The 18962-nt window shown below is 48.1% G+C and carries 18 protein-coding genes; 9 read left to right on the top strand and 9 right to left on the bottom strand.

The genetic code is table 11. The annotated features are described in order from the left end of the window. The first annotated feature begins 60 nt into the window (after window positions 1–60). The 5 genes from doeB2 to Q7C_RS03220 all read left to right on the top strand — a co-directional run bounded on the left by doeB2 (window position 61) and on the right by Q7C_RS03220 (window position 5925). Window positions 61–1230: a N(2)-acetyl-L-2,4-diaminobutanoate deacetylase DoeB2 gene (gene doeB2, locus Q7C_RS03240; protein WP_014703259.1), complete on the top strand. Its 1170-nt coding sequence runs from the start codon at window positions 61–63 to the stop codon at window positions 1228–1230. A 34-nt stretch (window positions 1231–1264) separates the two neighbouring features. Beyond that, window positions 1265–2542, top strand: coding sequence for an aspartate aminotransferase family protein (locus tag Q7C_RS03235; RefSeq protein WP_014703258.1), 1278 nt, complete (start codon window positions 1265–1267; stop codon window positions 2540–2542). Then, complete coding sequence (doeA, locus tag Q7C_RS03230; RefSeq protein WP_014703257.1) at window positions 2539–3795, top strand: ectoine hydrolase; 1257 nt, start codon at window positions 2539–2541, stop codon at window positions 3793–3795. Before Q7C_RS03235 ends, doeA begins: the two co-directional genes overlap by 4 nt. 7 nt (window positions 3796–3802) lie before the next feature. After that, complete coding sequence (locus Q7C_RS03225) at window positions 3803–5164, top strand: NAD-dependent succinate-semialdehyde dehydrogenase (protein ID WP_014703256.1); 1362 nt, start codon at window positions 3803–3805, stop codon at window positions 5162–5164. A gap of 173 nt (window positions 5165–5337) precedes the next feature. Further along, a complete protein-coding gene (locus Q7C_RS03220) occupies window positions 5338–5925 on the top strand; it encodes a hypothetical protein (protein ID WP_014703255.1) in 588 nt (195 codons plus the stop codon). A gap of 128 nt (window positions 5926–6053) precedes the next feature. Here Q7C_RS03220 and Q7C_RS03215 read toward each other — a convergent pair whose 3' ends face one another. The 4 genes from Q7C_RS03215 to Q7C_RS03200 all read right to left on the bottom strand — a co-directional run bounded on the left by Q7C_RS03215 (window position 6054) and on the right by Q7C_RS03200 (window position 10371). Then, the gene (locus tag Q7C_RS03215) at window positions 6054–6626 is read right to left on the bottom strand and encodes a PqiC family protein (RefSeq protein WP_014703254.1); all 573 of its coding nucleotides are present in this window, start codon (window positions 6624–6626) and stop codon (window positions 6054–6056) included. Then, entirely contained in the window at window positions 6623–8311 is a 1689-nt protein-coding gene (gene pqiB, locus Q7C_RS03210; RefSeq protein WP_014703253.1) for an intermembrane transport protein PqiB, read from the bottom strand. Before pqiB ends, Q7C_RS03215 begins: the two co-directional genes overlap by 4 nt. Next, complete coding sequence (locus Q7C_RS03205) at window positions 8304–9623, bottom strand: paraquat-inducible protein A (RefSeq protein WP_014703252.1); 1320 nt, start codon at window positions 9621–9623, stop codon at window positions 8304–8306. The genes pqiB and Q7C_RS03205 overlap by 8 nt, the downstream gene beginning before the upstream one ends. A gap of 109 nt (window positions 9624–9732) precedes the next feature. After that, window positions 9733–10371: an SDR family oxidoreductase gene (locus Q7C_RS03200; protein ID WP_014703251.1), complete on the bottom strand. Its 639-nt coding sequence runs from the start codon at window positions 10369–10371 to the stop codon at window positions 9733–9735. A gap of 107 nt (window positions 10372–10478) precedes the next feature. Here Q7C_RS03200 and Q7C_RS03195 point away from each other — a divergent pair, with 107 nt between their 5' ends. From Q7C_RS03195 to arsB, 3 genes are read left to right on the top strand one after another with little or no spacing between them, the layout of a single operon-like run. Continuing rightward, window positions 10479–10847: an ArsR/SmtB family transcription factor gene (locus Q7C_RS03195; RefSeq protein ID WP_014703250.1), complete on the top strand. Its 369-nt coding sequence runs from the start codon at window positions 10479–10481 to the stop codon at window positions 10845–10847. A gap of 33 nt (window positions 10848–10880) precedes the next feature. Continuing rightward, on the top strand, window positions 10881–11291 hold the full coding sequence (locus tag Q7C_RS03190) for an arsenate reductase ArsC (protein ID WP_041366460.1): 411 nt from the start codon (window positions 10881–10883) through the stop codon (window positions 11289–11291). Continuing rightward, complete coding sequence (arsB, locus tag Q7C_RS03185; RefSeq protein WP_014703248.1) at window positions 11291–12334, top strand: ACR3 family arsenite efflux transporter; 1044 nt, start codon at window positions 11291–11293, stop codon at window positions 12332–12334. Before Q7C_RS03190 ends, arsB begins: the two co-directional genes overlap by 1 nt. Window positions 12335–12347: 13 nt before the next feature. On the opposite strand, the gene Q7C_RS03180 is transcribed toward arsB, so the two are convergent. From Q7C_RS03180 to Q7C_RS03170, 3 genes are all read right to left on the bottom strand, one after another. Beyond that, window positions 12348–13553 carry an MFS transporter gene (locus tag Q7C_RS03180; RefSeq protein WP_014703247.1) on the bottom strand — a complete coding sequence of 402 codons (1206 nt, stop codon included), beginning with the start codon at window positions 13551–13553 and terminating at the stop codon, window positions 12348–12350. 78 nt (window positions 13554–13631) lie between these two features. Then, window positions 13632–14114 carry a hypothetical protein gene (locus tag Q7C_RS03175; RefSeq protein WP_014703246.1) on the bottom strand — a complete coding sequence of 161 codons (483 nt, stop codon included), beginning with the start codon at window positions 14112–14114 and terminating at the stop codon, window positions 13632–13634. A gap of 96 nt (window positions 14115–14210) precedes the next feature. Further along, the gene (locus Q7C_RS03170) at window positions 14211–14885 is read right to left on the bottom strand and encodes a DUF2238 domain-containing protein (RefSeq protein ID WP_041366459.1); all 675 of its coding nucleotides are present in this window, start codon (window positions 14883–14885) and stop codon (window positions 14211–14213) included. Window positions 14886–15074: 189 nt separating this feature from the next. On the opposite strand from Q7C_RS03170, the gene Q7C_RS03165 reads away from it, so the two are divergent. After that, window positions 15075–17369, top strand: a complete 2295-nt coding sequence (locus Q7C_RS03165) for a mechanosensitive ion channel domain-containing protein (RefSeq protein WP_238532337.1) — start codon at window positions 15075–15077, stop codon at window positions 17367–17369. Window position 17370: 1 nt separating this feature from the next. Here Q7C_RS03165 and Q7C_RS03160 read toward each other — a convergent pair whose 3' ends face one another. Then, entirely contained in the window at window positions 17371–18240 is an 870-nt protein-coding gene (locus tag Q7C_RS03160) for a hypothetical protein (protein ID WP_014703243.1), read from the bottom strand. A 199-nt stretch (window positions 18241–18439) separates the two neighbouring features. Continuing rightward, window positions 18440–18931, bottom strand: a complete 492-nt coding sequence (locus Q7C_RS03155; RefSeq protein WP_014703242.1) for an aminoacyl-tRNA deacylase — start codon at window positions 18929–18931, stop codon at window positions 18440–18442. Window positions 18932–18962 lie beyond the last annotated feature (31 nt).

Here is an 18962-nt window from a genome sequence, read left to right as displayed (position 1 = left end):
ATTCACTGTAAAAAGTAAATTAACCAACCAATCTGATTGGTCTGCATTAGGGGAGGGAGTATGTCAGCGGTCTGGCAAAAAACCATCACCGGCGCAAAAGCGTTTCGACGTGATCTGCACACTTATCCTGAACAAGGGTGGCAGGAACAGCGAACAGCAACAAAAGTGCGGGAAATGTTGACTCAGCTTGATATCAACTGGCGAGTTTGCGCACAAACCGGTACCGTGGCAACGCTTGCTGCAGATAAACCTGGTGCGCATATTGCTTTACGAGGCGATATGGATGCGTTACCAATTACCGAACAGACTACCCATCCCTGGGCATCACGACATTCAGGCACCATGCATGCCTGCGGTCATGATGGTCATACAGCAACGCTTATGGCCGCAGCGCAATGGTTAAAGCATCATGAAAATCGGCTTTCGGGTCCTGTCAGCTTCATTTTTCAACCGGCTGAAGAGGGCGGTCATGGTGCACGAGAAATGATCCATGATGGTGCACTTGAGGGAGTTGACTGCATTTATGGGTGGCACAATTGGCCGGCGATTCCTTTTGGCAAATTGGTGTGTCCTGATGACATTGTCATGTGTGGCAATGGTACATTTGAAATAACAGTGACCGGACAAGGCGGTCATGCCAGTCAACCAGAACTGTGCCGAGACCCCGTGCTCGCTGCCAGTGCTATCACGCTCAATCTGCAGCAAATCATCAGTCGGCGGCTGCCGCCACAACAGGCTGCGGTGTTAAGTGTTACCTCAATTGAAGCGCCCAGCGCCGCGACAGTGATACCCCAACAGGCCAAAATAGGCGGTAGTATTCGGGTGCCAGACACTGCCGTCCGTGCCAAGATGAATCAATTGATTGAAGAGATTGCACAGCAGACAGCAGCAAGCTACGGTGTGAATTGTGAAGTTACGATTTTACCACGCTATGAAGCAACGATTAATCATGCTGCTCCGGCGCAACAAATTCGTGATAGTTGGCGTGCCATGTACACGGCCGATGCCTTGCATCAAGAGATTCGTCTGCCCATTATGGCATCGGAAGATTTCAGTTATTACCTTCAAGAAATTCCTGGCGCCTTTGCACTCATCGGAAGTGATGATGGTCCGGAACATCAGGCACCCTGCCATAGTCCCCATTATGATTTTAATGACCGGTTGATTCCATTGGTCACTGCATTATTCGCGCGCCTGGTTGGCGCACCGCTTCCGGAGGAGCTGAACTAGCGACAGCAAGTCGTCTAACCATGAGGAGATGTCCATGAGTATTTTTGAACAACGAGAATCAGCGATACGAGCCTATTGTCGGGTCTATCCGGTGGTTTTCGACAAAGCCAAGAATGCACGCCAAACAGACGAGAACGGGCGAGAATACATTGATTTTTTCGCTGGCGCCGGCGTACTGAATTTTGGGCATAACAATGCGCTGATGACTCAGGCTGTGGTCGATTACATCCAGTCAGATGGTGTTTTGCACAGCCTTGATATGCATACCACGGCAAAACGTCAATTCATGGAGCATTTCACAGAAACCATTCTCAAACCTCGGCATATGCCGCATAAAATGCAATTTATGGGGCCGACGGGTACCAATGCAGTGGAGGCAGCAATGAAACTGGCCCGTCGAGCAACCGGCCGGCAGGAAATCGTTGCTTTCAGTCATGGTTTTCATGGCATGACATTAGGCGCATTAAGCGCGACTGCAAATCAATATTTTCGGGGAGCAGCCGGTATTCCATTGAACTATGTATCCCACGTCCCTTTTGGCTGTGATGCACAACAAACGGAAGTTAGTCCTGAGGTTGGAATGGAGAGCTTAACGCAGCTACGCACCATGTATGCCGATTCCTCCAGTGGTGTCACGCCGCCCGCTGCTTTTTTGGTCGAAACGATTCAGGCAGAAGGTGGCGTTAAAGTTGCCGACAAGGATTGGATAGCTGCCCTGAGCCAATTGGCGAAAGACGTGGGGGCATTGCTGATTATTGACGATATTCAGGTTGGGGTCGGTCGAACCGGCTCTTTCTTCAGCTTTGATGATTTGGACATTGACCCGGACATTGTTTGTCTGGCCAAAGGCATTGGCGGACTGGGCACGCCCATGGCAATGAATCTGGTCAAGCCCGAGTTTGATCAACACTGGCTGCCCGGTGAGCATACGGGTACGTTTCGTGGTCAGGATATTTCCTTTGTCGCTGGTGACGTCGCTTTAAACTATTTTGATAATGACAATCTGATGCAAACCGTCAAACAGTTGGGTGAACAGATGCGGCAAACCTTACAACCGGTAATTGAGCGACATGCGGCGTTAAATCTTAGTGGTAAAGGCATGATCTTTGGTATGGATACGGGACATGGGGATCGCGCTAAACAAATCGTCCAGCAGTGCTTTGATGCCGGTTTGTTGGTTTCTGCCTGTGGTACGGGCGGTCGGGTTATCAAGCTTATTCCACCACTGACTATTCCAGCGGCGGATTTAACTGCGGGGTTGGCCATTTTGATTGACGCAACAGACAACGTAATGATGCAGGAGGCCGCATGAGACATCGGGATGATATGACTTTTCCTTTTGAGGAATATGAACGACGACTGTCTGATCTGCGGCAGCGGATTTCAGAACGACATATGGATGCGGTGGTGATTTCCGATCCGGAAAACATCATGTATCTGACGGACTATCAGACGACTGGTTATTCATTCTTTCAAGCGCTGGTTGTGCCTTTGGAAACAGAGCCGTTCATGATTACGCGTAAGCTTGAAGAATCCAATGTCATTGAACGAACCTGGGTTGACGTCACGCGTCCTTATCCAGATACCGGCGATGCCATCCAGATGTTGGTTGATGCATTACGTGAATTTGGCTTGGACAAAAAACGTATTGGCTACGAACGCAATAGCTATTTTTTCCCCGCCTACCATCAGGATTGTATTCATACCACGCTCACTGACGGCAAGCTGCTGGACTGTTTTGGCATTGTTGAAGAAGGCCGGGTCTGTAAATCCCCTATGGAAATCGCATTGATGCAAAATGCCGCAAGGGCCACCGAAGCTGGTATGAAGGCAGGCATAGAGGCCTGTGAAGCGGGAGTGACGGAAAATGAGATCGGCGCAGCGATCAGTGCTGCTATGTTTCAGGCGGGTGGTGAACCACCCGCTGTGATGCCCTATGTGACCTCCGGCCCTCGAACCATGATCGGTCATGCCACATGGGAGGGACGCACAGTGCAAACAGATGAGCATGTTTTCCTCGAAGTAGGCGGTTGTTATCGCCGTTATCACACAGCGATGATGCGGACTATCATTCTGGGCGAACTGAGTCCGTCAATGTACAAAGCGCAGGAAATTATGAAGATGGCGCTGGACGCGGTTCACAGTAAATTTCAACCGGGCATGACCGTGTCTGATGCGGATAATCTGATCCGCAATATCATTACCAAAAACGATATCGGTGCCCGACTGGTCACGCGCAGCGGCTACTCTATTGGCATCGCTTTTCCGCCGAGTTGGGATGAAGGCTATATCGTCAGCTTGAAACAGGGCGAATCAGCAGTAATGAAACCGGGCATGACCTTTCATATCATTCCATGGATGTGGGGCGTAGATGGTGATAAAACCTGCGGTATATCCGACACTATCCATATTACTGAGGAAGGCTGTGAATCCTTCTTTACCATGGACAGAGACTTTATTGTGAAACCGGCATCGGCGAATCGCAAATTGCTGAGTCTGGACTCTGCACGCCAGGAACAGACTAGCAAATCAAACAAGAAGTCTCCCGCCAAACAAACTACTTGAGGTCGCTATGTTAGTTGCTACCAATCCGTTAACGGGACAGGAAATGGAGCGTTTTCCTGCACTGGATAAACACGAAATGTATGCGCGTATTGGCGAGGCAGTGGATGCTTTTCCTGCTTGGCGGGATACGTCTTATGCCGACCGGGCAGCAGTGCTCCGAGCGATAGCAAGACAACTACGTGCAGAAAAACATGAAATTGCCGAATTAATGGCCTTGGAAATGGGCAAGCCAATCAAGGAAGGTGTGCCGGAGGTGGAGAAGGCTGCTCTTTGTGCCGAACATTATGCGGAGAATGCCCATATCTACCTTGACTCGGAAGTCCTCCCTTCGGATGCCAGTCGAAGTTATGTCTGTTACCAACCACTGGGTACGCTGCTCGGTATTTTGCCCTGGAATGCACCACTGTGGTTGGCATTCCGTTATTTGGCCCCAGCGTTGATGGCCGGCAATACCTGTGTGATGAAACATGATCCGCATGTTCCTCAGTCAGCGCAGGCGATTGCCAATGCGTTTATTAAAGCCGGTGCACCCGATAATATTATGGTGAACCTGCCACTGGAAACACCAGAAGTGGAGCTGGCGATTCGTGATCCACGCATTGCCGCTGTCTCTTTTACAGGTTCAAGCGGCGCAGGAAAAAAAGTCGCAGCGATTGCCGGCAGTGAAGTCAAACCCTGTGTGTTAGAACTAGGTGGTTCCGATCCGGTTTTAGTGCTGGAAGATGCGGATCTGGCACAAGCGGCCGATGTGATTTGTCTTTCTCGCATCATTAATGCTGGCCAATCCTGTATCGCAGCCAAGCGCGTGATTGTCGCAGCGTCTGTATATGATCAGTTTGTCGAGCTGGTCAAAGACAGATTGAGTCGATTGCAGTTAGGCGATCCGCGCCAATCGAGTACTGATATTGGACCAATAGCCAGAGCGGATCTCAGACAAAATTTGCATCGGCAGGTTGAAGATACGGTTGCTGCTGGTGCCAAATGTTTGTTGGGCGGCTATTTACCGGACACGGCTGGCTTTTTCTACCCAGTGACGCTGTTGACAGATGTTACCCCGACCATGTGTGCGTTCCGAGAAGAGACCTTTGGTCCTATTATGGTTTTGATAAAAGCAGATAACCTGGATCAGGCGATGGCAATGGCAAACGATACCGAATACGGGCTTGGCGCAGGTATATGGACAGCAGATACGGCTCTGGCTGAACAGTTAGCACTGCAAATTGAAGCAGGACAAGTTGCCATCAATGGTATTGTAAAGACGGATCCTCGGTTACCAAGCGGTGGTATTAAAGGCTCTGGTTATGGTCGTGAGTTGGGACCGCATGGTATTCGTGAGTTTGTTAATGCGAAACAGGTTTGGATTAAATAAACGGATTTTTTGCTGCCTGATGCGTAAAGAACCAGCCAACAAGCTGGTGTGCAATACCAGAGTCAGCTATGCTGGCTGTGAACGATACCGGTCGGGGTGATGGTTGCTAAGGCTAAGCTAACGTTATTCTTGATCTGGACGGTGGTCGCTTGTGATACATGGAGTTCCCCCTTATGAAGTCGATGTTTTTTAAAGCAATCAGTGTTGTATTGTTCAGCGGTTTGGCATTGAACGTACAAGCAAAAGTCAGAGGCCATCAGGAGTTGGTCGATAACAGTTGTGAATTGTTATCAGAGCAGTTGGCAATTAGCTATTTGAATCAAGCGGTCAGGCCTGGGGTGCAGGAGCATATTCCGACTTTCTATAGTCAATGCGGCTACATTGGTACGGACAAGGGCGGCTTCAAAACGATTTTTGTCACCAAGTTTTTTCCTGAAGAAATGCTGGATTATGACAATCTGTCACCGGCACAGCTCGACTTTAATGTGTCGTTTATGAACAACGGCGGTGAACCCCATGCCGAGAAAGAACCGTTTCCGGGGGAAGCGACCTATGTATTTCACGACAGGCATTTGACGATTGTTTTCATGATTCCGGGAATAACTGGCCCACTTGATGGCGCTGGTTTGCCAACCCGGTTAGGCGTTAGTTTTCAATTAGTTAATCCCGATATGACGCCGGATGCGCGCCGTGATTTGTTGATTAAGCAAGCATGGCAATATTTTGGGAAACTACTGAAACAAAATAAAACGGCACCATAGTGCCTGCTGAGCTTGCCTTATCTATCACGCGAGCAGCTCTTTTATCTAACAAGGTAGAAAATATGCAGCGCAGTCATGGTACAAGTGCTTTTTTTCGAAAAAAGGGGACCATTCAAGAGCTACGATCCCTAGTTTTTAGGCAAACTGTTGACTGACTTAGCCAGATCAGCAGCGAGACTATCCAGTGTGTCCGCCAGTGCATTGACAAGGGCCGGATAACCATCATCAGGCAGCGGATTCTGAATTGAAATGACAGCACTGCGAGTGCTGCCGGATGGTGTCCTGAGCTGCCACTGACCTCGCAGTAACGCGACCCCTTGATAATGTCCTTGAAATGCATGGATTTGCAGGCTAAGGGTGGTGGCATGATCAGCAACAATACCGGCAGTTCTCACCTGATATTGCGGCAGGGCAGCCTGAAGCCGTTGTTGCAGGGCAGTTTGTAATTGTTGCGGCAGGTCTCCCGCCCAGAGATGTTGTCTGGCAACATGCAGGGTGACAGCATCGGTTTGCAGGACAATTCCGGGATGTAACAGCATGTCACTGAGCTTGATTGGGGCAATAATTAATAATGGGCCGTCGCTTGACTGCTGACTGTCAGCAATAGTCGGAAGTTGGTAATAGGTTGTTGGTTGTGCGGTCTGACCCACACAGCCAGCTAATAGCCAGCCACTGATCATGATGGTTAATAATAATTTCAAGGTGTGTCTCCTGAAACAGGGGCGCGCGGTGTCGGATCGGTCGTTGTTGGCTGGTCAAAAAGCAATCGACTGGGTTGTTCGCTGATGCTGCGTGCCGCCGGTTGCAAATCACGTAACAGTTTTTCCATACGTTGAATGGCGTTGGTAATTTCTTCATAAGCCGGAGCCCCAGCATCATAGCTTTGCAACGTGGTATGCAGCGCATCAAGGGTGTTATTAAGTTTTTCTGGTGAGGACTGTAACGCGGGATCATTAATCAGTTGTCGAATATCTGCGACCAGGGTTTGCATTTCAGCCAACATCGCTTGGGATGTGTTTAGATTCGAATTTAATGCTGATAGCAATGGTTCAACCTGCAATGCATTGAGTTTATCCAGCAGACTCGACACTTTTTGCTCAAGTTGAGCAAGGCCTGTGGGGGTGGTTGGAATCACTCTGACGTTTTCAAAATGGCGATTGATATCGACGGCAGGGGCACCTTGCTGAAAATTCAGATCAACGAATAACGCACCTGTCAGCAGATTGCCTGAACGTAGCGAGGCACGAAGGCCATTTTCAATCATGCTGTTGATCCGATCCTGCCAAGCATCCAGGGTAAGCGTATTATTGGGATCTAATCGTTGTGGCTCAAGCCGTATCAGTACCGGTATGTCATAACCTTGCTCTGCATTACGCTGTTCAGAAGTGAATTCCCAGGGAACTTGCACAACAGTACCGATACGAATACCGCGGTATTCGACGGGGGCATTGTTAATCAAACCACGAACGGTATCGCGCACCAGCAAGACATACTCCAGGTGACGATCAAAACTGCCTTGTCGGGCGTGTTCTTCATCGGCGTATAAAACGAAGGTTTGTTCTGGTTGCGCGGGAGGCGCTGGCGAGTCCGTATTGTCCAGTAAACCAAAAGCAACCCCGCCACTGATTAAAGCTTCCAGGGAGGCCACATCCAGCTCTACACCAGCAGAAGTCAGATTAAAACTAAAGCCTTTAGCAGACCAGAAACGGGTATTTTGTGTCACCAGTTCATCATAGGGAGACTCAATGAACAGGCGATGATGCATTTGTAATGTATCGCGATCAAATTGCGCTTGCTCAACGCGACCAACCAGGTATCCCTGATATAACACCGGATCCCCCACGCGTAGTGAATTTGCCAGCTGGCTGGTTAAGTTCAAGCGTAAGCCACCATTACCATCAATATCGACGGGTGGTTGATCCAGAATTTCGAAGGCTTGCTGCGCGACATCCGATTGGCCAGGCTGAAGCCGAATATAGGCACCGGAAAGGACGGTGTTAAGTCCACTGATACCTTCGCGACCAATGCGCGGCTTCACCACCCAGAATCGACTATCGCTGACCAACATGGAGGCTGCCTCGGGGGTTAATCTGGCATAGATCACAGCTTGACTGAGATCTTTCGACAAAGTGACGGATTCCACCTGCCCAATTTCTACGTTGCGAGTTTTGATGCTGGTTTTTCCTGCCTCAATGCCTTCTGCAGTACTGATGGTGAGTTTGACCAGCGGGCCGCGTTGCAAATAACTGTCATAAACCAACCAGACACCAATGAGTATCGCCACAATCGGCACAATCCAAATCGGAGACAATCGACTTGCCTTGATAGCCGTTGCCCGGTGCATTTCCGATGTTGATTGAGATGCACTAGTTTCGGTGTCAGTCATTCAGACTTTCTCCAGAACGGATAGCAGACCGTGTTCTGGGTTGCTGAGTATCCCAAATCAGGCGCGGATCAAAACTATTTGCCGCCAGCATCGATAAAATCACCACCATGGCGAAAGCTAATGCACCCGGGCCAGGATTGATTGACAGCAATTGACCTGCGTCAATTAAGGTAACCAAAATGGCGACAACAAAAACATCTACCATGGACCAACGACCTATTAACTCAGTTATTCGATACAGTCGTGCCCGAGTGGCCCGATCTGCGACGTTTTGCTGACCCACCCGAAGGCACAACCAGCCGATAGCAAACATTTTACCGATAGGCACAATCACACTGGCAATAAAAATTACCATAGCGATTGGCCATGAGCCCGCTGTGATTAAATCCATTACGCCACCCAAAATCGTTTTGGGCTGAGTAATACCAATTCGCGTACTGTACATGATGGGGTAGACATTCGCTGGAATGTATAGCAGTGCGGAAGTCAACAATAATGCCCATGTTCGCTGCAGGCTCTGTGGTCGCCGCCGATGCAACAACTCACCGCATCGTGCACAGTGTGCTTTGCCCGCGTCGGGTAACGTTTGCAATAACCCGCAGGTTGGACAACCGGTCAGATTTTGTTCGGCTGCGGTTTGACCGGTTTCACTGCCTATCGGCGCTTGCGGTTCACCAGCAATGGCAAACCACATCCAGTCATCATCAATGGATCGCATCGTCAATAACAGCAGAATGGTGAAACTGCAAAAAGCCCAAAAGCCTGTGCCTAACGTAATATCGGCCATTCCGGCAATTTTAAACAAACTAACCAGTGCTCCAATAATAAAGACATCAGCCATCATCCAGGGATGCAGATGCTTGAGGGCTCTGGCGATATGCCGGCTGGCGGTGCTTTGAATTTGACGTAAAAGGCTGTATTGCAACCAAATAACACTCAGCAGGTAGAGGCAAGGCAGGATAACGATGGTTAATGCAACGACAACCGCGATCACGGGTTGTCCGGACAGAAATAACCGGCTAATAGTTTGTAATAGTTCGATCTGTTGGCCAAGACCCAGCGCAGAAAAACCAACAAAAGGAAAATAGACGGCTAAGGCCAAAGCCAATAAGGCGCTGCTGGCCAGTGCCAAACTACGCTGTATTGGACGGAAGTGGCGTCGAACCAAGGTATGTTGGCAGCAAGGGCAAATGGCTGCCTGACCGGGACGTAATGCGGGCAGTGCAGATACCCAGTCACAATGCTGGCAGGCGCGCAAGCGACGACGACTGGTACGTGATTCTGGCGACTCATCGGCAATATTCGTCGACATTTTAGCGGCGCGATCCTCAGACAAATGCTTTCCCTGATGTGCTTCGTATTACCACCGATTATACCTTGCTTATAATTCTCGCCGAGAATCAACTAATTGGAGCATCATGTCAGATTAAAGCGTCACGAATGGTTTGATTTCCATGAAATAGCAAAAAGATTTTCTCTTTGGTCTGTGCGCTATTCAGGCAATAAGCAATACAGTTGGCAACATCAGAACGGCTGATCATGCGTTGCCCGGATTCAATGGGTGGGTAGGTTTGAATCCGCTGTGATGCAATCTCATCCGTCAATCGACCCGGTCGAAGTATCGTGTAAGCCAAAGGGCTGTGCATGAGGTACTCGTCGGCAAAATGTTTGCAAACATTATAGTGACGGATTGCGGGATTACCATTATCGGGATCACCGGCATCTTGAGCACTGACCATGACAAAATGCGCCACATGATGTTTTACAGCCATATCAATGACTTTGCATGCGCCCCATAAATCAATGAGGATAGTTTTCTCTGCACCAGTGTGACCACCACTTCCCGCTGTAAACACCACTTTATTGCATTGCTCAAAAGCTTTGTCAGGCAATGGCTGCTCTAAATCTGCAATAACTACCTCAGCCCCTAAATGCCGAAAAAAATCGGCCTGACTAGCCTCTCGCACCATAACGCGAACGGCGCGAGACTGGTCTAGAAGTTGCGTGACCAACAGTCGCCCAATTTGACCATTCGCACCAACGACTAACGTTTTATACATAGTGACCCCTGAAATTGACATTGTGATCCCAGACTAACATGTCATTGACCTATCTCAATATGTCGAGATTTATTGACAGAGTACTTTATGTCAATTAGTCTAGAATTATGGACATAAAAACAGCAGTCACGTTATTTGATGCTCTCTCGCAAGAAACGCGATTAAGTGTGTTTCGTTTGCTGGTGGAGGCGGGACCATCTGGTTTGGCGGCGGGGAAGCTCAGTGAGCAATTGAAAATACCGCATAACACCTTGTCATTTCATCTCAGCCACTTAACGCGCACCGGTATGGTTAAAGTGCGTAAAGAAGGGCGCTCAATGATCTATTCGACCCATTTTGACACCATGCGCAATTTGATTGGCTTTCTGGTTCAGGATTGCTGCCGCAGCGATCTGGTTTCACTGCGAGAAGATAAGGATTCAGGCTGTCAAGTCATTGAACTAGCGGGCTGTTGTGGGCTTCCTGACAACACATAGATCAATGGTCTCTCTTAAATCAGGTGCGTAAAAATGAATAAAGTACTGGTGTTGTGCACGGGAAATTCGTGTCGGTCAATCATGGCGGAAGCGCTCATTAATCAGTTCAGGTCAGATCATTATCATGCTGTGAGTGCTGGAAGCTCGCCCACGGGTTTTGTGCATCCAAAAGCAGTTGAGACATTACAGCGTCATGGTATTGAAGCCGGGCATTATGAGAGTAAGTCGTGGGATGTATTTGCAGGGCAATCATTTGATTATGTGATCACAGTGTGTGATGCAGCGGCGAATGAGATCTGTCCTGTTTTTCCCGGCGCGTACGTAAAGTTGCATTGGTCTTTGGTTGATCCTGCAAGAATATTAGGGGCGGAAGCAGACGTAAATGCCGCTTTTGAGGCGGCTTATATGATTTTGAAAGAGAAAATTCAGGAGACGTTTACCTAATGCAAAGCGGATTTCTCATGCAACGATTTGAACGGTATCTGTCAGTCTGGATTGCGTTAGGGATGACTGCCGGGGTAACGCTGGGTTGGTTGTTACCTAGGGTGTTTACGACGATTGCAGATTGGCAATACGCTAGTGTCAATTTGCTGGTGGCCATTTTTATCTGGCTTATGATTTATCCGATGATGGTCAATGTTGATTTCAGTGCTATCAAATCCGCAGCAAACAAACCTAAGGGCTTGTGTTTGACGGCTGTAGTGAATTGGCTGATTAAGCCATTCACCATGGCGGCGATAGGCGTTTTATTTTTTGAATATATTTTTGCTGATTTTGTGACGCCAGAAACTGCGCGTTCCTACATCGCCGGTATGATCTTGTTAGGTGTCGCCCCTTGCACCGCAATGGTGTTTATTTGGAGTCAATTGGTCAAAGGGGATGCTAATTACACGCTGGTACAGGTTTCTGTAAACGATATCATCATGATTTTTGCGTTTGCACCAATTGCCGCGTTGCTGCTTGGTGTTACCGACATTGTGGTGCCTTGGAGCACGTTGTTGTTATCTGTCGTTCTCTATGTCTTAATTCCTTTAGCAGCGGGCTATCTCACCCGACGTGTACTGGATAAGCAGGATGACCTACAGGCGGTTGCGCACTTTTCGCAGAAAATAAAACCACTTTCCATAATGGGCTTAATAGCGACCGTGCTGTTGTTGTTTGGGCTGCAAGCAGAGACGATACTCAGTCAACCGTTGATCATTTTGCTTATTGCCGTACCGTTAATGATTCAGACCTACGGCATTTTTGCGATAGCCTATGGCTGGGCATATCTCTGGAAATTACCTTATAACATTGCCGCACCAGCCGCTTTAATCAGTACTTCAAATTTCTTTGAGTTAGCTGTTGCCGTAGCAATAAGCCTTTTTGGTCTAAACTCCGGCGCTGCCTTGGCTACAGTGGTAGGTGTTTTAGTTGAAGTGCCTGTCATGCTGTCATTGGTTGCGTTGGCGAACCGGACTCAACATTATTTCAGGCAAACCGATTAAGCCTAGCTCTAAGTTAACTGGGCTGGGTTTGGAGGTGATTGATGGTACGTAATGCCAATAGCCAACCGATGAGCATGAATGTCAGCATGCCGATCAGAATGGATTGAAAGCGAATGCCGTTATCAATCAATACACCTAATATGGCGGGCGCAATACCGGTCGAAAATACCATCAGTGCTGATTTGACACTGCGAACACGGCCGAGATTTTCTCGTCCCCAAATCTCGACAAGGATACTGTCAACGACGGGAGAAGACATGCCCAAAGAAATACCCGCACCGGCCATAAGCACGATGACGGCAACATGACCACCAAGCGTGACAGCAAGTAATATGGCAACTGCAAAAGGCACCAGATAGAGCTTGGCTAATAAGGAAACGCCCCACTCATCGACCCATCGGCCGCCCATTAGTGCGCCGGGAAAACGAGCCATTCCCATGATAGTTAGCGCCAGCGCATAAATAGTAATTGAGGACGCTAAGTCAGCTGTCATTTGTGCCTGATAAATAAAAATACCGGTTAACGTAACCGGCAGGGCCATCGTGAGAGGAATGATTTGCCAAAACAACGTATCGGAAAGGGGATTTGGTCCCCGTTGAACCCGACCCTGCTCATCACGTACAACCACTGGTGCACAAGGCCACGACACAAACAAAAATAACGCAGCCCAGCATATGGCAAGCGACAGAGCGATCAACCACCAAACCTCGTACCAAAGCAACATCGCGGAAGTGATCGCAATCAACGGTGGCAATACAATTTCACCCAGAGGCATGCCTAAACTGACCAGCCCCAGCGCTCGGCCGCGATTGATGACAAATTCTCGTCCGATCAGAGTACTGCCAAAGTGGGTCATCAAGCCTTGACCACACAAACGTACTAATGCCAAACCAATCAATGCGGGCACAAGCCAAATTGAAGTGGTCATTAGCAACACGCCGGTGAGCAGTGCAAACAGCATCATTGCCGCATAGCGACGCGGTGATATCCAATCTAGCTTGGCGCCAAAGTGCATGACAAGAAAGCCGCTACACATAGTGATTAAGGCATAAACAGTACCAAAACCACCTGTAGAAAGCCCTAAGTGACTGGCAATATCCTGCTGAAATAAGCCGATGAAAAAACTTTGACCGAGATTACCTGTAAATAAAGCAATAAAACCAATTGCCAACAAACCACTTTGCTGGCGTAGCAGAGACAAATAACTCGACTGGGCCATTGAGATAACGTTAAGCGCTAATAAATAAAACGAAATTATACCGGGCAGTATCTCTTTGACAAAGGTGAAAAAGCCGTTTTACATTGTTAGCAGACTATCTTGAATAGCCAGTTTTTCCAGACCTTTGGTGCGCAGGTTGTAATAATATTGGCACAACGCTGAGTAACTATGCGGAGACTTTGTGCTAGGCAGGTCAACGAACCAAGCCAAGAGATCCACGGCCGTTTCGTTATAGTGTTGCTCTTGCAGCATATCTTCTAATTGTGCCGAACGATTGGCAATCATCCGGTGGCTTTCGCCAAACCGATCTGCGGCAACCAACAATAACTCAGCAGTGCGTTGTACCTCGGCTTCCTTATCAGACACTTCAGCAATACTGCGTTCGACCAACCACACTTGCGGAGTCATATCGACCTCACCATCCAGCCAGAGAGGCAAAGGCTTTTCTTCTTGTTGAAGCAGTGCATCGACTGTTTCCGACTCTTCTTGTGCATCACACCCAGTCAGATTGATGAGCAGGATGATGCCTAACAGACTGACAAGAAAACGTTGAAAAGGCATACATCGTACTCCGGTGATAATCTAAAAAAGAAGCTGAGCGGATAAAGCACTCAGATTTTGATATTAACCCATTAATGGTCAGGAATTAAACTTGAGTCACTTATTGTTTTTTCGGCGATGGAATAATCCTGGATTTATGCGAATAAAACGTTGAATAAATCGCGCTAGAAAGCCATTGCTACTGGATTTATTTAAATAGCCGTATCCAAGCAAGCTCATCATCAGCGCGCCGATAGCATCAACCATCAGATCCCACATGGTATCCGTTAAACCGGTGGTGTCACTAAACATGGTTTTTTGCATATTGAGTCCAAAAAGCGTGTCCATGGCAAACTCAAAAATTTCCCATAATGTGCCGACACCGAGGGCAAACAGAAAAGCGAACAGAGCGACAAATCCCGGTCTCAGTTGCAAATCAATTTTTTCACTCTCATTAAGGACATAGACGAGCAGGAAGCCAATTACTCCTAACAAAAGTCCAGAGGTGGTGTGAAGTAGTAGATCCCACCACCAGAAACGACCGTAATAATCATGTATCTCTCCCAAAAAGACTGCCGCAAAGACAAAAACAATCGTTAATAATTGAAACTCAGCGGGAATACGCACCTGAAACTGGTGTTTTAGAAATACGGGATACAACGTCAAGGTGATAATGCCAGCAGTTAATACGGCATTTAGCCATTGCTGTTCCCATATCGAGCCCAGTAACCCAAAGATCAAAATGGTTTGCAAAATCAACGTTAGACGCCGGTATAAGCGAGGTTCGGTCATGTCATGGGTTACCCAATTCGTATCCAATTCTTGATAGCAGATGTTGCAGTGTAGCAAAACCCTTTAGTCCTGATTTTTGAATCAGGCCGGACGGCCTTGTTTGAAGGCGAGAGTAAGGGTTTGTATACTGGTTGTGAACAATCAATATGCAATCACTGACTCAATGATGACCAGATCAAAGGGGGATTTGTGCGTCAAATTATGATGCGAATGGGCGGGTTACCACTTATCTTAACGCTGTTTTTAAGTGTGTTTTCCATCAATCAGGTGTGGGCTGATGAAGCTGCATCTGGCAGCGAGTCCAAGCTGTCGTCGGAATTATTGGCAGATATGCTGGAAAATCCAGAAACCCGACAGCAATTGATCGATGAGTTGCGGCAACAATCTGCTGACACGCCGGCCATGAGCGAGGCTGAAGCGGAGCAAAGCCCCTCTTTTGCTCGACAAATTGCTGATGATACCCAAAAAGTCGCCCAAGACTTGGTGAGTACGATTGGGCGAAGTGTGCAAGCGGTCAGTACGCTAGGCAGCGAGCAATCGTCTCATACCTGGTCAACAATGCTCACGGACTTGGGTTATCTGTTTGTTGTCATTGCAGCCACACTGGTCGTTTTCTGGTTGGTCAGAGGGATTGCCAGAAAGATCTTTTTCCGGGTTAATCAGTGGGCTGAAAATACGCATCGTGATGCTATTATTCGCAGAACTTTAGCCATTATTGCTTCGATTATTGTTGACTTGATCGTGGTTGCCATCGCTTGGGTCGCCGGTTATGCCGTGGCTTTATTTGCTGTTGGCAGTGATGGGGAAATGCAGATTACGCAAACGCTTTTCCTGAATGCATTTTTAGCCATCGAAGTTTTCAAAGTCTTACTGAGATCCATCTTTGCACCCAAGAATGCCGGGCTGAGATGGCTGCCCATGATGGATGAAACAGCACATTATTGGCATAGCTGGTTAAACAGGCTGACCAACTTTATCGGATACGGTGTGTTGCTTGTTGTGCCGGTGGTTGCGAATACGTTTTCTGAAGCGGTTGCACAATTATTAAGTGTGATTATTGTGCTGTTTGCTTTTGTTTATGCCGTGCTAACCATCTGGCACCAGCGCACGCCGGTAAAAAACCAGTTACAACTTGAAGCACGCGCAGCTACTTTCAGTCTCAGCCGAATCGGCTTAGGGATGCTGGCCAGAAGCTGGCATATTCTGGCAACCATCTATTTTGCTGTTTTGGCCGGAACGATGCTGCTACAACCGGCTACCGCCTTGCCGGTTATTCTAATGGCCACGGTGCAAACTCTGGCTGCAATCGTGATGGGTTTATTACTTGTGAATCTGGCCGCAACCTATTTGAATCAACCCTTGCAAATTCAATCACGTCTGCAAACGCAATACCCGATGCTGGAAACTCGGCTGAACAGCTTTATGCCCAAAATTTTCCAGACGTTTCGGATTGTGGTGCTGATTGCTGTGGTCGCGGTTGTCCTAGATGCTTGGAATCTATTTAACTTGCCGGCTTGGTTAGCCTCACCGGTTGGATTACATGTTGTGGCAACACTATTAACGGTTGCGGCAATTTTAGTCGTTGCCATGTTGATCTGGATTGCCTTGGCAAGTTGGATTGAGCATCGTTTGAATCCACAGGGCGAGGGCGATGGTCCAACGGCTCGAGAAAAAACTTTATTGACTATTTTCCGTAATGCCTCGGCAATTGCGTTAATTATTATGACGCTAATGATTGTCCTGTCGGAGATTGGCATTAATATCGGACCATTACTGGCTGGCGCGGGTGTCTTGGGCCTGGCCATTGGCTTTGGTGCGCAAAAACTGGTGCAGGATGTGATCACCGGCGTGTTTATCCAAATGGAAAATGCCATTAGCGTAGGTGATGTCGTGACGGCAGGGGGCCTGAGTGGTACTGCAGAGAAATTAACGATTCGCTCCATGGGCATGCGTGATTTGTCTGGCACTTACCATGTCATTCCGTTCTCGTCCGTTGATATTGTCTCTAATTACATGCGCGGGTTCGCTTATCACGTTGGTGAGTATGGCGTTGCCTATCGTGAAGATACGGACGAAGTTATTATCAAGTTGCGAGAAGCATTTGATGAATTGCTGGCCAATGACGAGCATCGCAGCAAGCTCCTCTCGGACGAACTTGAAGTGCATGGCGTAACGGCACTGGCAGACAGTGCCGTGAATATTCGGGTGCGCATTAAAACCTTGCCGGGCAGTCAGTGGGGTATTGGTCGTGAGTACAATCGTTTAGTTAAAAGACACCTGGATGCAGCGGGTATTGAAATACCATTCCCGCATCTGACACTTTACTTTGGCGAGGATAAAGACGGAAAAGCACCGCCTGCGCCAATTCGGGTGATGGATATGCCTAAAAAGCTACAGCAACAAGCTGAATCTTCGCCTCAAGCGGGATCGGACAAGCGCAGTGAGGCCAATCCAAGTTACAAAGGCGATTTTGACGAAGAATAGTTCAACTATTTTGCCGGCTGAGCAGATACTGCAGGTTCTGCTCAGCCTGGCAACCGGTACAGGTTTTCTGGGCCACATCTAATCTGGCTTGTGCCGCACGATAATCCGCGCGTAAATAATGCAACATCGCCTGCATCAAGGCAGAGTCCGGATGCGTGAAGTGACGATGAATGTCGTCAAGCACTAATGCCAGATTGGCATCGGCACGAAAGAATTGTAGCTCACTGACATCTGCTAAAAGCGCTTTATTCAACAGCCGCTCTGCTTCGATGTGTTGACCTCGCAAGGCGTTGGTCAAAGCGACTCCAATTTTAGGCAAGGCATTATTCGGTTCACGTTGTGACTGAATGTTAAAGCCATTTAACGCCTGGGTTGTCTGAAAGTTACCCAAATCAAGCCAAGGATTAAGAGACGATTGCGGCTCAATAATGGGGGAAGATCGAAAGCTTTCCGATGTGGGCGGAGAAATCAGTAGCGGACGCACGGTGTGCTGATACTGAGAGGAATAAATCACCGGTGCAACGACATTGATTCCGAGATAACTGCGTGTTGGATAGCTTGGCTTTGGATGGCGGGGATTGCGATAAATGCCATGCCGCCAGTGGTAGGGTTTTGAGATGCTATTAAACGGTCGATTATCTCTAATTTTGGGACGCCAATTCCCATTTGGTCGATAGCGAAAATGTTGGCCGCGCTGACCGGTGAAATCTGGATGGCGATAGTTCTGAGCCTGACGTTTTAAACTCTCAATCCCAGCTTGATAAGCCTTATTATGATTTTGAAAACGGGATTCAGCTCTCAGTGTGGTAGATCCGGTCAGGGTGATGAAACCCATAACACCGTACCAAAGAATGCTATGCCGATTCATCATTAAGTTCTCGCCTAACAGAAGTAGGAATTATTATGACTGCGGATGGCTAAATTTGTTCATACGCCAAACAATTGTTGTCATCTGCTTGATGACATTAGAGGCACTGTGGCGAAATGGAAAGCCATCAATTCTCAACTTAATGAGATTGAAAGCAGGTAAATAAGCCAATTAAGCGCATCAATCATATAAATCGGACGAGTCAAGATTGCGTAAATGTAGCCATGGGTGCCGTTGCTAACAAGCTTAAAAGATCTGAGGCGGTTAATGCCAACGCATAGCCCAGCATACCACTGCCAATGATGACGTCATGGTATTGATTGACGCTGTTATCAACCAAAACGACGATATTTTCTGGCAAGGCAATCGGCGGAACCGCGCCAACAACATAGCCAGTTGCCGCCGAAACTTCATCAAATTCGGCCATGCGCAGTTTTTTCTCTCCAAGCTGGGCGCGTAATATTGCCCAATCAGCACGACCACCTCCAGCAACCGCTAACAGTGCAAATTTATCTGATCCCGTTTTAAATAAGAGGCTTCTCACCACCGAGTTCGGATCTCGACCTTCATCACGCAGCCATTGTTCAAGGTCTCGGATGGGCTTCTTATCTTCACTCATGGGAATATCAATCACCGTGTAATCAATATTCTTTTCGTCCAGCAAATCGGTTACGGGGGATTGGATATCAGACATGAATACTTCCTGTTATAAGGTTGAGGTTTAA

This window comes from Methylophaga frappieri (genome assembly GCF_000260965.1).
In the GTDB taxonomy this organism is placed as follows: domain Bacteria; phylum Pseudomonadota; class Gammaproteobacteria; order Nitrosococcales; family Methylophagaceae; genus Methylophaga; species Methylophaga frappieri.
Note: the sequence above shows the minus strand (reverse complement) of the source record. Positions and strands in the feature narration are given on the sequence as shown.

Bases quoted from the DNA above. Each gene is read 5' to 3' on its own strand.
- Q7C_RS03195 (WP_014703250.1), top strand. From the start codon at position 10,479: ATGGACATAAAAACAGCAGTCACGTTATTTGATGCTCTCTCGCAAGAA.
- Q7C_RS03235 (WP_014703258.1), top strand. From the start codon at position 1,265: ATGAGTATTTTTGAACAACGAGAATCAGCGATACGAGCCTATTGTCGG.
- Q7C_RS03205 (WP_014703252.1), bottom strand. From the start codon at position 9,623: ATGTCGACGAATATTGCCGATGAGTCGCCAGAATCACGTACCAGTCGT.
- Q7C_RS03155 (WP_014703242.1), bottom strand. From the start codon at position 18,931: ATGTCTGATATCCAATCCCCCGTAACCGATTTGCTGGACGAAAAGAAT.
- Q7C_RS03160 (WP_014703243.1), bottom strand. From the start codon at position 18,240: ATGATGAATCGGCATAGCATTCTTTGGTACGGTGTTATGGGTTTCATC.
- doeB2 (WP_014703259.1), top strand. From the start codon at position 61: ATGTCAGCGGTCTGGCAAAAAACCATCACCGGCGCAAAAGCGTTTCGA.
- Q7C_RS03175 (WP_014703246.1), bottom strand. From the start codon at position 14,114: ATGCCTTTTCAACGTTTTCTTGTCAGTCTGTTAGGCATCATCCTGCTC.
- arsB (WP_014703248.1), top strand. From the start codon at position 11,291: ATGCAAAGCGGATTTCTCATGCAACGATTTGAACGGTATCTGTCAGTC.
- doeA (WP_014703257.1), top strand. From the start codon at position 2,539: ATGAGACATCGGGATGATATGACTTTTCCTTTTGAGGAATATGAACGA.
- Q7C_RS03170 (WP_041366459.1), bottom strand. From the start codon at position 14,885: ATGACCGAACCTCGCTTATACCGGCGTCTAACGTTGATTTTGCAAACC.
- pqiB (WP_014703253.1), bottom strand. From the start codon at position 8,311: ATGACTGACACCGAAACTAGTGCATCTCAATCAACATCGGAAATGCAC.
- Q7C_RS03180 (WP_014703247.1), bottom strand. From the start codon at position 13,553: ATGGCCCAGTCGAGTTATTTGTCTCTGCTACGCCAGCAAAGTGGTTTG.
- Q7C_RS03200 (WP_014703251.1), bottom strand. From the start codon at position 10,371: ATGTATAAAACGTTAGTCGTTGGTGCGAATGGTCAAATTGGGCGACTG.
- Q7C_RS03225 (WP_014703256.1), top strand. From the start codon at position 3,803: ATGTTAGTTGCTACCAATCCGTTAACGGGACAGGAAATGGAGCGTTTT.
- Q7C_RS03220 (WP_014703255.1), top strand. From the start codon at position 5,338: ATGAAGTCGATGTTTTTTAAAGCAATCAGTGTTGTATTGTTCAGCGGT.
- Q7C_RS03190 (WP_041366460.1), top strand. From the start codon at position 10,881: ATGAATAAAGTACTGGTGTTGTGCACGGGAAATTCGTGTCGGTCAATC.